At 57.7% G+C, this 14,011-nt stretch carries 11 protein-coding genes; 9 read left to right on the top strand and 2 right to left on the bottom strand.

Annotated elements, in window-relative coordinates; genetic code table 11:
- Positions 1 to 81 precede the first annotated feature (81 nt).
- From EHN06_RS19135 to EHN06_RS19120, 4 genes are all read left to right on the top strand, one after another.
- Entirely contained in the window at positions 82 to 990 is a 909-nt protein-coding gene (locus tag EHN06_RS19135; RefSeq protein ID WP_127334071.1) for an NAD(P)-dependent oxidoreductase, read from the top strand.
- Positions 991 to 992: 2 nt separating this feature from the next.
- Positions 993 to 1,772, top strand: coding sequence for a hydroxypyruvate isomerase (gene hyi, locus EHN06_RS19130; RefSeq protein ID WP_127334070.1), 780 nt, complete (start codon positions 993 to 995; stop codon positions 1,770 to 1,772).
- A 114-nt stretch (positions 1,773 to 1,886) separates the two neighbouring features.
- Complete coding sequence (locus tag EHN06_RS19125) at positions 1,887 to 2,567, top strand: response regulator transcription factor (protein WP_012137876.1); 681 nt, start codon at positions 1,887 to 1,889, stop codon at positions 2,565 to 2,567.
- Positions 2,554 to 4,041, top strand: coding sequence for a sensor histidine kinase (locus tag EHN06_RS19120; protein WP_127334069.1), 1,488 nt, complete (start codon positions 2,554 to 2,556; stop codon positions 4,039 to 4,041). The genes EHN06_RS19125 and EHN06_RS19120 overlap by 14 nt, the downstream gene beginning before the upstream one ends.
- Here the strand turns inward: EHN06_RS19120 and EHN06_RS19115 are convergent, their stop codons facing one another.
- Complete coding sequence (locus EHN06_RS19115; protein WP_127334068.1) at positions 4,042 to 4,293, bottom strand: hypothetical protein; 252 nt, start codon at positions 4,291 to 4,293, stop codon at positions 4,042 to 4,044.
- A 276-nt stretch (positions 4,294 to 4,569) separates the two neighbouring features.
- Positions 4,570 to 5,256, bottom strand: a complete 687-nt coding sequence (locus tag EHN06_RS19110; RefSeq protein WP_127334067.1) for a TetR/AcrR family transcriptional regulator — start codon at positions 5,254 to 5,256, stop codon at positions 4,570 to 4,572.
- A gap of 328 nt (positions 5,257 to 5,584) precedes the next feature.
- On the opposite strand from EHN06_RS19110, the gene EHN06_RS19105 reads away from it, so the two are divergent.
- The 5 genes from EHN06_RS19105 to EHN06_RS19085 all read left to right on the top strand — a co-directional run bounded on the left by EHN06_RS19105 (position 5,585) and on the right by EHN06_RS19085 (position 13,979).
- Positions 5,585 to 7,171, top strand: a complete 1,587-nt coding sequence (locus tag EHN06_RS19105; RefSeq protein WP_127334066.1) for a DUF1302 domain-containing protein — start codon at positions 5,585 to 5,587, stop codon at positions 7,169 to 7,171.
- 28 nt (positions 7,172 to 7,199) lie between these two features.
- On the top strand, positions 7,200 to 8,534 hold the full coding sequence (locus tag EHN06_RS19100) for a DUF1329 domain-containing protein (RefSeq protein WP_127334065.1): 1,335 nt from the start codon (positions 7,200 to 7,202) through the stop codon (positions 8,532 to 8,534).
- 70 nt (positions 8,535 to 8,604) lie between these two features.
- Positions 8,605 to 9,771 (top strand): WD40/YVTN/BNR-like repeat-containing protein, encoded by a 1,167-nt coding sequence (locus tag EHN06_RS19095; protein WP_127334064.1) that lies wholly within the window; start codon positions 8,605 to 8,607, stop codon positions 9,769 to 9,771.
- A 1-nt stretch (position 9,772) separates the two neighbouring features.
- Positions 9,773 to 12,208 (top strand): efflux RND transporter permease subunit, encoded by a 2,436-nt coding sequence (locus tag EHN06_RS19090; RefSeq protein ID WP_127334063.1) that lies wholly within the window; start codon positions 9,773 to 9,775, stop codon positions 12,206 to 12,208.
- 97 nt (positions 12,209 to 12,305) lie between these two features.
- Positions 12,306 to 13,979 (top strand): fatty acid--CoA ligase, encoded by a 1,674-nt coding sequence (locus EHN06_RS19085; protein WP_127334062.1) that lies wholly within the window; start codon positions 12,306 to 12,308, stop codon positions 13,977 to 13,979.
- Positions 13,980 to 14,011 lie beyond the last annotated feature (32 nt).

The following is a 14,011-nucleotide window of genomic DNA, read 5'->3' as shown; positions in this document are numbered from 1 at the left end:
CTCCGCCATCCATGGCTCCGCAGGGTTTTGGAACAGCCTATCCACTCGCTTCCCATAATTTTGGAATAAGGCTAAGCAAAGATGACTGTAGATAGTCCCCATATCGCCTTCCTTGGCATTGGCCTGATGGGCGCGCCGATGACCCGGAATCTCCTGGATGCCGGTTTTTCCATGACGCTGTGGAACCGCACGGCCAGTAAGTGTGACCCGTTCAAGAGTGAAGCCACGATTGCGGATTCACCGGCTCAGGCCGTCAGTGACGCCGATGTTGTCATCACCATGCTGGAAAACAGCGATGTGGTGGATAGCGTTATGGTGGAGCAGGGGGCGATCGGCGCGTTGAAGCCGGGGGCGCTGGTGATTGATATGAGTTCTGTGCAGCCCTCCGTCGCCCGTCGCCATGCCGGACTGGCAGCGGAGCGGGGCGCGGGTTATGTGGATGCACCGGTGTCGGGTGGTACGGTGGGGGCCGCTGAGGCGCGTCTGAGTATCATGGCCGGTGGCTCGGAGCAGGATGTGGATCGGGCCCGGCCGGTGTTTGAGGTCCTGGGGAAGTGTACCCGTATTGGTCCGGTCGGTTCCGGGCAGTTGGCCAAGCTGGCCAATCAGGCGATTGTGGGCATCACCATTGGTGCGGTGTCCGAGGCCTTGTTGCTGGCGGCGAAAGGGGGTGCCGATCCTGCAGCGGTACGGGAGGCGTTGATGGGAGGCTTTGCGGGGAGCCGCATTCTGGAGCTGCACGGTCAGCGTATGATTGATCGTGATTTTGCGCCCGGTGCACCGGCGCGTATCCAGCTCAAGGATCTGCGGATGATTCTGGACGAGGCCAGGGCGGAGAATCTGACCCTGCCGCTGGCGCAGCAGGTGCATAATGAGTATCAGTCGCTGGTGGCCAATGGTCACAGTGATGTCGACCACAGCGGCCTGTTGCTGGAACTGGAACACCTGAACGGAGCCCTGATGGGCTCTCTGGGGAAACCGGAAAAATAACCATGCCCAATTTTGCTGCCAATCTGTCCATGTTGTTCACGGAAGTGCCGTTTATGGAGCGCTTCGAGCAGGCTCGTCTGGCTGGCTTCACCGGTGTGGAGTATCTGTTTCCCTATGAGTGGCCGGTGGCGCAGCTGCAGCAGGCATTACGGGAGAACGGGCTGACCCAGGTACTGTTCAACTTGCCGCCGGGGGACTGGGACGGCGGCGAGCGGGGTATTGCCTGTCTGCCGGACCGGGTGGAGGAATTCCGCGCCGGTGTGCAGCGAGCCATTGAGTACGCCCGTGCTCTGGAATGCACCCGTGTTAACTGTCTGGCGGGCCTGAAGCCGGCGGATCTGGATGAGGAGCTGGCCTGGCAGACGCTGGTGGAGAATGTTCGCTGGGCCGCGGAACAGCTGGAGGCCGAGGGGATTACCCTGTGCCTGGAGGCGATCAATTCACGGGTGGATATGCCGGGGTTCTTTCTTGATACCTCCGCCAGGGTTATCCGGCTGATCGAAGAAGCCGATATGGATAACGTGCGCTTGCAGTATGACCTCTACCACATGCAGATTATGGAAGGGGACCTGTTACGCACTGTGGAGTGCCTGTTGCCGTGGATTGGCCATATCCAGTTTGCCGACAACCCGGGCCGACACGAGCCAGGTACCGGGGAAATTAACTTTTCGAATGTTTTTCGGGAACTGGGTAGACTGGGTTATAGCGGGTGGCTGAGTGCGGAATATCGCCCTGCAACCACGACGGCTGAGAGTCTGGGTTGGTTTCGGGGAGTGTCGTGACCGTCGCCATAGGCGACACCCTCTTACAAGATCGTAACTGGCCGGGTTACCAACTTCTTCGTACCCTGTTCGTAATGTAATCGTTAAAGTAATCCGCTATCGGGAGGATAACCGGTGAAAGCGCTGGTAATTGAAGACGATCAGGATGTAGCAAACTACCTTGTCAAAGGCCTGAAGGAGTCGGACTTTGTTGTCGACCATGCGGCTGATGGCAAGGAAGGGATGATGATGGCGGCCAGTGAGGATTACGACATCATGATCGTGGACCGCATGTTGCCTGGTATGGACGGCCTGTCCATCATCAAGACCGTACGGGCCACTGGAAACCAGGTACCGGTGCTAATCCTCAGCGCCCTGGGCGATGTGGATGACCGGGTTGAGGGATTGCGTGGTGGCGGTGATGATTACCTCACCAAGCCCTTCTCCTTTACCGAACTGTTGGCCCGTATTGAATCGCTGGTCCGCCGTAATCGCCAGTCAGCGGAAACCGAGACCGTATTGAGAGTGGCGGATCTGGAAATGGACCTGCTGGCACGAACCGTCAAGCGGGCGGGTCAGAATATTGATGTGCAACCCCGGGAATTCCGTTTGCTGGAGTATCTGATGCGCAACGCCGGCCAGGTGGTGACCCGCACCATGCTGCTGGAAAAAGTCTGGGACTACCATTTCGATCCCCAGACCAACGTGATTGATGTGCACATCAGCCGGCTGAGAGCCAAGATCGACAAGGAATTCGAGACTCCGTTACTGCAGACCATACGGGGCGCAGGGTACATGTTGCGTGAAACTGCTTAGTCAGCTCCGGACGTCGTCCTTTCAGCTAGCACTGTTGTATATGGTGGTGTTTGCCACTTCGGTGTTCCTGCTGTTGGCGTTCATCTACTGGCGCACCGCCGGTTTCATGACCGCCCAGACGGACGAAACCATCGAGGCTGAGATCGCCGGCCTCGCGGAGCAATACCGCGGTCGCGGCATCAATGGTCTGATCACCATTATCCGCGAGCGTGTGGCGCGGGATCCCAACGCCAAGTCCATCTATCTGCTCACCACCGATGACTTCCTCAAACTGGCCGGCAATATCGAAACATGGCCGGAAGGCGCCCGCTCGGAAAGTGGCTGGATCAACTTCACCCTGAACGAGTCCGTTGGCTGGCGAGGCCCGGAACGGTTGGCGCGGGCCCGTATCTTCGAGGTACAGGGCGGCTTGCGCTTGCTGGTGGGGCGGGATGTTGACGAGCTCACCAACCTCAAGCGGGTGATCGAAACCGCCATTAACTGGGGGATGGGCATTACCCTGGGGCTGGCCCTGCTGGGCGGCTTCCTGATGAGCCGAAGTACCACCCGGCGTATAGAAGTGATCAATAACACCTCCCGGCGAATCATGAACGGCCACCTGTCCCTGCGCATACCCACCCGTGGTACCGATGATGATTTTGACCAGTTGGCGGAGAACCTGAACCAGATGCTCGACCGGATCGTCTACCTGATGGAAGGCATCCGCCACGTCTCCGACAGTATCGCCCACGACCTGAGAACGCCGCTGACTCGTTTGCGTAACCAGCTTGAGAACACCCTGATGTCGGTCGACAACGACGAGGCCCGTGAACAGGCCGGTCGCGCGGTGGCCGAGGCGGACCAACTGCTGGCCACCTTCAACGCCTTGTTGCGGATTGCGCGGCTGGAAACCCGGGGCAACACCGCGGACATGAAGCCTGTGTCACTGGATGGCCTAGTGAGTGATGCCTGCGAGCTTTATGAAGCTCTGGCGGAAGACAAGGAGCAGGTGTTCGAGCAGTCCCTGGAAAGCCAGGTGATGATCGAGGGTGACCGGGACCTGCTGTTCCAGATGGTCAGCAACCTGATCGACAATGCCATCAAATATACCCCGGAAAAGGGCACGATTCGCGTGGTGGTCCGCCGTGACGGTGAGGATTGCCTGTTTGAAGTCAGCGACAGCGGGATCGGCATCCCGGATGACGAGAAAGACCAGGTTTTCCAGCGTTTCTATCGGGTCGGCAAGAGCCGTTCATCCCCCGGTAACGGGCTGGGGCTGAGTCTGGTCAGTGCCGTGGCGGAAATTCATCAGGCAAGGATTGAGCTGTCGGACCATCGTCCCGGCGAGGAGAATCCCGGGCTGACAGTGACTATTCGCATGCCGGCCTATGTGGTTGAGAAGAAACGTATCCGCACGACCCAGACTGATCCGCAAGGTGGGGCGGCAGGTGGCGGGGAGCAGAAAGCCTCCCCGTCAGAAACATCAAAGGTCTGATCAGCTGGCGACGCCACGGAAGCGGTTGACCCGATCCAGCACCGGGCGCACGAGGCCCTCAATCTGGGCGCGACGACGGTCCAGTCGAACCTGGATACTGTCCCACTCGCCTTCCAGGTGTTTCTGTTCCAGCATAATGAAGGCCGCCAGATTATGGCGGTTCACCTTACCGGTGATGCCGTACTGATCCAGCCGGTAGCCGATGGCGTCCAGGCTGTTCAGGGCGGTGTTCATCAGTTTTTGGGTGTTCATGGTGTGTTCCCCGTAATCAATGTTCAAAGGGTCTTCAAATACTGATCCTGAACGCTATTCCCAATCTCTAGAGTGCGCAACCTAATCTGCTCGCCGGCTCTTGATTCCCTGACCAAAACGTAATTCCCCGGCCACGCCGGTGTAACCCGTGTTGTGCATAATGGACACTGTAGATTTGGAGGCCGGCAGTCATTACTGCTTGCTTCTCCCTCCAGCACAGCGCTAGCCTTGCCCCGTTTTTACGGGGTTTTTTTATGGCTCATTACATGTTTGAGCCTATTTCTGCTCGTTGAAATATTGACGATAGCACTGTATCGCCACCTGGAGTCGGCGTTCGGCAGCTTGCTCGTCTTGATCGAGGTGGGCATAGATGCCTTCCATTTCAAACATCCAGAGCACCGTTTCGACCACCGCGTTAAAGCGTTCCTCGTCATGCACTGCTTCCGGGGCGAATACTTTGCGAGCGGCCTCGCGAGCCCACTTTCTGGCCTTATGGAAGACCTCGGATACCTTTTCCTGGAGTTGTTCGTCAGTCCGTGATGCAACGACTAATTCAGCCCATGTTCTCGCGAGCCGAGATTGACAGACAACACGCGTGAAGCGGATAGCACGTTCTAGCGGATCGTTGGGTAGGGAGTCGTCGCGCAGGTAGTTGGTTTCAAAGTCTGCGATCTGCCGTGCGAAAACCGCCTCGGCTACATGGGCCATAAAATCCCCACGGGTCGGGAAGTGCCGGAAAAGGGCGCCTTGGGAGACCCTGGCTCGTTTGCAGATTTCATTGGTGCTGGCTCTGGCGTACCCGAACTTAACAATGGTTTCAATAGCGGCGTCTGTCAGCTTGGCTATTGTCGCCGCCCGCCGAGCCTCTTGCGTGCGAGGTGAGGGTGGTTCCTTGGGGCGTTTGGGCGTAGCCGTTTCTTCCTTGTGCTTGCCGGGAGTGGCGGCAATGTTGTCAGTCTCCATTTTCACTCTTACCTATCTCAAGTGGCGTAACTGCCGTTCTGAATCAACTGGGCAATGTTGTTGGCATTCATAGTAACACGCGTGCATAGGAAGTACTTGCTATCTAAGTGTGCGAAAGGGATTGGCATCACAGTTGGTGTGTGTTGAGACGGCAGAGAAGCCTTTGGCAGACCTGCGTAAGTAATGAAAAGACTAATACTTATGTCTAATTCAGCTATGGAAGATCTTGTCAGGCTGCTTTGAATCGGATAGCTTTAGCAACCGAATAGAAAGCATGTGCTCGCTATCTATCATCTGACAAGAACAAACACACAGAGCAAATGAGACCATGAAACCACATAATTCTTCCTTTGACCGGCAGCTAGCCCCGGTCTGTCTGTCACACACTGCGTCCTTTCGTCTGCGTAAGCTGATGCTTGCCGGGGTGATTCTTGCCGCCTCAGAAGGTGCCTATGCTCTCTCTACTGACCTGGGTGAGGCCGGCACACTTCGGTTGGACAACACCCTTCGCTATTCCAGCTCGTGGCGCGTTGAGGATCAGGATGATGAGCTGCTGGCCGACGCCAATGGTGACGACGGTAACCGGAACTTCGACGACGGCCAGATCCAAAGCCGTTTTGACCTTCTGTCCGAGATGGATCTCAATTTTGGCGACTATGGCGTATTCGTGCGAGGCCGCGCCTACTATGACGATGTCTACGCCCGTGCCGAAAATGACCACGACTCTCCCGCCACCAGCAATAACCTCTCTGAATCGCATGATCGGTTCACCGACGATACCCGGGAGCTGATTGGCAAGAACGCCGAACTACTCGATGCTTTCGCCTACGGAAACTTTGATTTTGGTGATACCTACCTGACCCTTCGCACGGGTCGGCAAGTCATTAACTGGGGTGAGAGCCTGTTTCTGCAGGGCGGTGTTTCCACCGCTCAGGTGCCCCTGGATGCCACTCGTGCCAATTCGCCCGGAGTCGAACTCAAAGAAATATTCCTTCCTGTGGGGCAGGTCTTCGGCCAGGTAAATCTGACCAGTGCGATGAGCCTGAGCGGCTACTACCAGTACGAGTGGGAAGAAACCCGGCTCAATCCGGCGGGCAGCTATTTCAGTACCCAGGATTTTCTCGATGAAGGTGGTGAGTCGTTCATCCTGGCACCTGGCTTCAGTGCACGTCGGTCAGGGGATCAGGACGCCAGCGACAGCGGTCAGTACGGCGTTGCCTTGCGTTACGTGGCAGAGCCCCTGAACTACACCGAGTTCGGACTCTACCACCTGAACTACCACGACAAGCTGCCCCAGCTCCAATTCGCCGATTTCGTTATGCCTGCGCCTGGCGTAGTACTGCCCACCACCTACCACCTGGAATACGAAGAAGACATCAAGCTTTACGGTGCCAGCTTCAATACTGTCGTTGGTGGGGCGACCATTGCAGGTGAAGTTTCCTACCGCGATGGCCAGCCGGTAAGGGTCGTTGCCTCGCTGCCTGCTTATGAGCGGGCCAATACGATACAGACACAGGTATCCACCATCATGGTGCTCGGTCCGAATCCTTTGATGGACAGCCTGAGCTTCGCTGGTGAAGTGGGCGTTAACCGTGTGAACGGCTATGAGTCCTCAGAGCTTCACAGTGACCGCTCTGCCTGGGGAGTGACTGCCCGGCTGACGCCGGAATACTACGGAATCTACCCGGGGCTGGACATGAAGCTGCCACTCACGGTGAGCCACGGTGCCAACGGGGTTTCTTCGATCCCAGGCACGTTTACCGAGGGGGTGACCAACGCGAGCATTACAGCCGAGTTCAGTTACCTGGATAACTACCAGGCCACCCTGGGCTACACCGGCTACTTCGGCAGCGCTGAAGACAACAAGCAAAAGGATCGCGATTTCGTATCGATGAGCCTTTCCTACACCTTCTAACAAGTACAAGACCGTAGAGATAATCAGTATGAAAACCTCAAACTACAAGCGTAACTTGGCGGCGGCTGTGGTAACGGCCTCTCTTGGCTTCTCCATGGTGGTAGAGGCGGCGGTGTCTGCGGACGAGGCTGCACGCCTGGGCGCCGAACTCACGCCCTTTGGTGCCGAGCGTAATGGTAATGACAGCGGCACTATTCCGGCCTGGTCACCGGAGCCGATGGCAATTGAAAAGGTTTTGCAGGACGAGCCCGAATTCACCATTACCGCCGCCAACTACCTGCAATACACAGACCAACTGATTCCCGGGCTTGAGGCAATGTTCGAAAAGTATCCGGACAGCTTCAAGATGAACGTCTACCCGACACGACGCACTCACCGCATGCCGCAATGGGTCTATGACAACATCCGGGAGAACGCCACCGAAGCGACGCTGGTGGCCGGTGGCAACGGCGTGGAAGGAGCCTATGGTGGAACGGCGTTCCCGATTCCTGAAAGTGGTGAAGAGCTGATCTGGAATCATATCACCCGTTGGCGCGGGGAGGGGCAGTCTTCGGACGTTGCTGCTTATGGCGTCTATTCTGATGGAAATATTACCTACACCCGTAACCAGGTCGAACAGAAGTATACCTATTATCAGGAAGGCCAAGAGGATCAATGGGATGGCCTCAATGGTTTTTACTTCCAGGAAACCGTGGAGCCGAGTCGTCGAAGCGGTGAGCTGTTGCTGCTCCACGAACCGATGAATCCGGGCCTCGAGCCACGTAAAGCCTGGCAGTATATCCCTGGCCAGCGCCGGGTGCGTCGGGCCCCAACCGTAGCTTATGACACCCCTACTCCCACCTCCAATGGCATGGCCGTCTTTGATGAGACCTTCCATTTCAATGGTGCGCTGGATCGTTACGACTGGACACTGGTGGGCAAGCAGGAAGTATTCATGCCCTATAACGACAACCGGTTCATCAACGCCGTGGACGAAGGCGTAGAGGTTGAGGAGTTGTTTACCGCAGGTCATCCAAACCCGGATTTCCGACGTTGGGAACTGCACCGGGCCTGGGTTGTTGAAGCCACTCTCAAGGAAGGTAAACGCCATGTCTATGCCAAGCGTCGTTTCTACATAGACGAGGACTCTTGGACTGTGGTGATGTCTGAGGCTTACGACGGCCGTGGTGACCTGTGGAAGGTGAATTACGGCAGCCCGTACTATGCCGAGGAACTGCCCGGCGTGGTGGTCTCCGGCAATATCTACCAGGATTTGCTGTCTGGCCACTATTACGTCCACCCCTATACCCGCGAAACGTTCCACAAAGGTGGGGAGGATGATTTCTACTCCACCCAGAACCTGCGTCGTCAAGCGCGTCGCTGAGTGTCAATTGGAGACCAACGGTCCCCCCTTTGGGTGACCGTTGGTCCACGTTTCGCAGGTAGGTGTTGATATGAAGTCGATATTCTCTGCTCGTGCTACCCAGCAACGAGCCCGCTTGCATCTTGGTGTGGCCACTCTTTTGACCGCAACCTTTTTGCTGCCAATGGTCAGTAATCCGGTTCGAGCTGCAGAGGACGCTCTGGAGGCTCCGGCGGTAGCCAGTGACCTGGTGTCCCGGTCACTGCTGTTGGATGTGACCAAAGTGGGGAGCCGTCTGGTAGCCGTGGGCGAGCGTGGTCATATTCTGTTTTCGGACGATTCGGGCCTTAGCTGGCATCAGGCGGACGTTCCGGTTCGTGTCACGCTAACCGCTGTTTCGTTTCCAACCCCCACGCATGGTTGGGCGGTTGGCCACGACGGTGTGATTCTCCATAGCAATGATGGTGGCGAGACCTGGCGCAAGCAGCTTGATGGTCATCAAATCAATGAGCTGGTGGAAAAGCAGGCCCAGGCCCTGCTGGCGGATGCCGAAGCCGGGGTGGGCGATGAGCGACTTGCCGTTTCGCTCGAGGACATGGCCATCCTCGCCGAGGACGCCCAGGCCTTTTTGGAGGAGGGCCCCACCCGGCCGTTGCTCGACGTTTCCTTTAGCAATGAGCGAGAAGGAATTGTGGTTGGCGCCTTTGGTCTGATTCTACAAACCCGGGACGGTGGTGCCAGTTGGCAATCCCTGATTGGCCAGGTTGAGAACGCCTTCGGCTTCCACCATTACGCCGTTGAACGGCTGGGCGGTACCGTTTTTGTTGCCGGCGAGGCCGGTGGGTTGCATCGCTCCCGAGATTCCGGAGAGAGCTGGGAGCGCCTTGAGTCTCCTTACGATGGCTCCTTCTTCGGCCTTGTTGGTGATGCCTCCCGTAACCTTTTGATCGCCTACGGCTTGCGCGGACATGTGTTCCAGTCCCGCGACCAGGGCGACACCTGGCAGAGGGTCCGGACACCTATCGACTCATCGATAGAGGGGGGAGCGATTCTTCCCGATGGCAGTGCGCTCCTGGTGGGTCATGGTGGCGTCTTGCTTAACGGTAAGGTCGGCGACCTGAGCTTCACCTCACACCACCTCGGCAGCCGCGGAACGTATAGCGCCGTAACCGGCGTTGACGAGCACCACGCGATTATTGTCGGGCAGGGCGGTATCCACCGCATAGCCCGGTCCTCGCTCAGCGAAAAGGTGAACTGAGATGAGTCACAAACTTTCCGATATTGAACACCACCTGGCGCATCCCCTTGAGGATTCGGAGCCGGTACTGGAGCGGTTGTTTTTTGGTCAGAGACGGCTTTTTATCCTGCTGTTTGCCCTGATCACACTTTTCCTGGGTTACCAGGCGTCCCAGCTTCGTCTGGATGCCAGCTTTGAGAAAATGCTGCCGACCTCTCATCCCTACATCCAGAGTTATCTGGAGAACCAGGAGGCACTCAAGGGAGCAGGGAACTCTATACGCATCGCGGTGGAAACCACCGAGGGCGACATCTTTAATGCGGAGTTTCTGGAGACGCTGAAGCAGGTCCATGACGAAGCATTCTTCATTTCCGGCGTGGATCGCTCGGCGTTGCTGTCCATCTGGGCATCGGGAGTGCGCTGGACGGAGGTCACCGAGGAAGGGTTTGCCGGTGGCCCGGTGATGCCGAACAACTACGACGGCTCCGCAGAGAGTCTTGCCCAACTGCGGGAAAATGTTCAGAAGTCCGGTCAAGTGGGCGCTCTGGTCGCCAACGACTTCCGCTCTGCGGTGATCTACGCGCCCCTGTATGAGCGCGATCCGGAAACCGGCGAGCCGTTGAACTACCAGAACTTTGCTCGTGACCTGGAAACGTTATTACGAGACAAGTACCAGACCGATTCCATCAAAATTCACATCATCGGCTTTGCCAAGCTCGTTGGCGATCTGATTGAGGGTGCCACCCAGGTGGCGTTCTTCTTCGCCGTGGCCCTGGCTATTACCGCGATACTGCTGTACCTGTATTCGCGCTGTCTGCGAGCGACCGGTGTGGCTCTGGCCTGTTCGATCATTGCGGTCGTTTGGCAACTGGGTTTGCTCTCGATTTTCGGCTACGGGCTCGATCCGTACTCCATGCTGGTGCCTTTCCTGGTGTTCGCGATAGCCGTCAGTCACGGCGTGCAGGTGATCAATGCCATCAGCCATGAAGCGGGTCGCGGAGCCAGTCGAGAATTTGCTGCCCGACTGGCTTTCCGGAGTCTCTATGTGGCGGGGCTCACCGCGCTGATCAGCGACGGCATTGGCTTTGCGACCCTGATGGTGATTGATATCCAGGTGATTCGCGACCTGGCCGTCGCCGCCAGCCTGGGGGTTGCGGTCATCATTCTCACCAACCTGGTCCTGCTGCCCTTGTTGATGTCCTTTGTTGGCGTCAGCCGTTCAAGCATCGAACGCCAGGAGCGGGTGGAGCACAAGCCCCGCCATCCGCTGTGGGATCGAATCGTGGCCTTTACCGATCCACGGGTTGCCCTGATTGCCGTGTTGGTCGCGGCGGCTGGCATGGGCTACGGCATCTGGAAGCAGCAGGACCTGAAAATTGGTGACCTGGACGCCGGTGCGCCGGAATTGCGCCCGGATTCCCGTTACAACCAGGACATTGCCTTCTTTGGCGAGAACTACTCAACCAGTACTGACCTGTTTGTGGTGATGGTGGATACGCCGGCTCAGAAATGCTCTGCCTACGCCACCCTGGACGCCATGGATCAGCTTCAGTGGCGGCTTGAGAACCTGGAGGGCGTGCAGTCCACACGCTCGCTGGCAAACTTTGCCAAGCGCTACATGTCGGCCTCCAGCGAAGGCTCGATCAAATGGTCCGCGATCAGCCGCAATCAGCAGCTGATGGATGCGGCCTCGATTCAGGCGCCAGGCAGCCTGACGACACCCAACTGTGACCTGAATCCGATCCTGGTTTATCTGGAAGATCATCAGGCCGCCACCCTGGAGAGCGTGGTCAGCACGGTTGAAGCCTTTGCCGCTGAGTATGACACCGACGAGGTGAAGTTCCTGATGGCGGCCGGCAATGCCGGCATTGAGGCGACCACCAACATTGTTATCAGCGAGGCTCATCTGACGATGCTGGCCTGGGTCTACGGCGTGGTCACCCTGTTGTGCTTCCTGACCTTCCGCTCGCTGCGTACCGTGGCCTGCATCATGCTGCCATTGGTGCTGACCTCACTGTTGTGTCAGGTGTTGATGATGTACCTGGATATCGGCGTCAAGGTATCCACCCTGCCGGTGATCGCGCTCGGGGTCGGGATCGGCGTGGATTACGGCATCTACATCTGCAGCAAACTGCAGACCTACCTGAAACAGGGAATGCCGCTCAGAGAGGCTTACTTCCACACGCTGAATACCACCGGCAAGGCGGTTGCCTTCACCGGGCTCACGCTTGCTATCGGCGTTGGTACCTGGGCCTTCTCGCCGATCAAGTTCCAGGCCGATATGGGCATCCTGCTCGCCTTCATGTTCCTGTGGAACATGCTGGGTGCGATGTTGCTGCTGCCGGCTCTGGCGCATTTCCTGATGCCCCGCGGAGACGTGCCTGAGGCAAACCGGAAAAGATCAATGGAAGAAGTCGAGAAAGACGTCGTGAGTAACAGAGTTGCCTTGACGGAGTAGCCAGGGTGGACCCTTGGGGGCGGGGGTGTTGTGACCCGCCCCATTTTTTCTCGCTTAACTGACCGCGAACGAGCCAACAAGAACAGAGAGAACTGACATCATGCAGACCAAAATCATCGAACCCGCTGGTGCTGCCCGACAAGCGCCTCTTTTGATCAAGAGCATCCTCCAGGCTTCCCAGCGCCACGAGGTGGATAACGAAATCGTCTATCGCGGTGAGCATCGCTACGATTACCGGACGCTCTACCAGCGGGTCTGCCGGCTCGCCAATCTACTGGAAAACGAAGGTATCGGGCCCGGAGACACCGTCGCCGTGCTTGACTGGGACAGTCATCGTTATCTGGAGTGCTATTTCGCGATACCGATGATTGGCGCCGTGCTCCATCACGTGAACATCCGCCTGGCCGACGAGCAGATTCTGTACACCATGAACCATGCCGAGGATCGGCTGGTGCTGGCCCATGAAGATTTCCTGCCACTTCTGGAACGGCTGAGTCCGAGCCTGGATACGGTAGAGCGTTACATTGTGTTGCAGGACCAGGGCAGCGCTCCGGAGACCCGCCTGCCGCTGCGCGGGGAGTATGAGGCGATGATGGCCGAGGCGAGCCCGACCTACGAATTCCCGGAATTCGATGAGAATTCGGTGGCCACCACCTTCTACACCACCGGCACGACGGGCAACCCCAAGGGCGTTTACTTCACCCACCGTCAGCTGGTTCTGCATACCCTCAACAGCGTTAGCTTCGGTGGTGCCTACGCCAGTATGCCCATGCTGCGTTCCGACGACATTTACATGCCGTTGACCCCGATGTTCCACGTGCATGCCTGGGGCGTCCCCTACGCGGCCACCATGCTGGGGGTCAAACAGGTTTACCCGGGGCGTTACGAACCCAATGCCCTGGTTGAACTGATCCGCAAGGAAGGTGTGACCTTCTCTCATTGTGTCCCCACTATTGTACAAATGATCATGACCTGCCCGGCTGGAAAGGACGCCGATCTGTCTGGCTGGAAGGTGGTGATTGGCGGCAGCGCCCTGTCTCAGGGGCTGGCGCGTCAGGCCCTGGAGCGGGGCATCGACATCTTCAGCGGTTATGGCATGTCCGAGTCCTGCCCGACCATCAGCCTGTCGCACCTGAGCAAGGCCGTACGCGAACTGCCATTGGAAGAGCAAATCCCTTACCGCATCAATACCCGGATCTCCAACCTGGTGGACGTGCGCTTGCTGGACGCTGAGGGCAACCCCCAGCCTCACGATGGCAAAGCCACCGGCGAGATCGTGGTCCGTGGCTCCTGGCTGACCCAGGGATACTTGAAGGAACCTGAAAAGAGCGAGGAGCTGTGGGCCGGTGGCTGGATGCACACTGGAGACATCGGCAGCCTGCACCCGGATGGCACGCTGGAGATCAAGGACCGTCTCAAGGATGTGATCAAGACCGGCGGGGAATGGATCTCGTCCCTGGAACTGGAAGATCTGATCAGCCGCCATCCCGACGTGGATAGTGTGGCCGTGGTGGGCCTGCCGGATGCGGATTGGGGCGAACGTCCCCACGCGCTGGTCAAGTCCCGTAGTGGCGACCTCACGCCGGATGACATTCGCAGCCACCTCATGGGATTTGTCGACGAGGGCCGGATTAACAAGTGGTGGATTCCACACAGCATCCGAATGGTGGACGACATTCCCAAGACCAGTGTCGGAAAGTTCGACAAGAAGCAGATCCGGGTATGGGCAGCGAATCAGGGCGAGGCAGAAACAGGCTCTTCGGATTCCTGAATCTGTCCTGACGCATTTTAACAAGACAAAGA

Origin of the sequence: Marinobacter sp. NP-4(2019), assembly GCF_003994855.1 — a bacterium.
Taxonomy (GTDB): Bacteria; Pseudomonadota; Gammaproteobacteria; order Pseudomonadales; family Oleiphilaceae; genus Marinobacter.
Note: the sequence above shows the minus strand (reverse complement) of the source record. Positions and strands in the feature narration are given on the sequence as shown.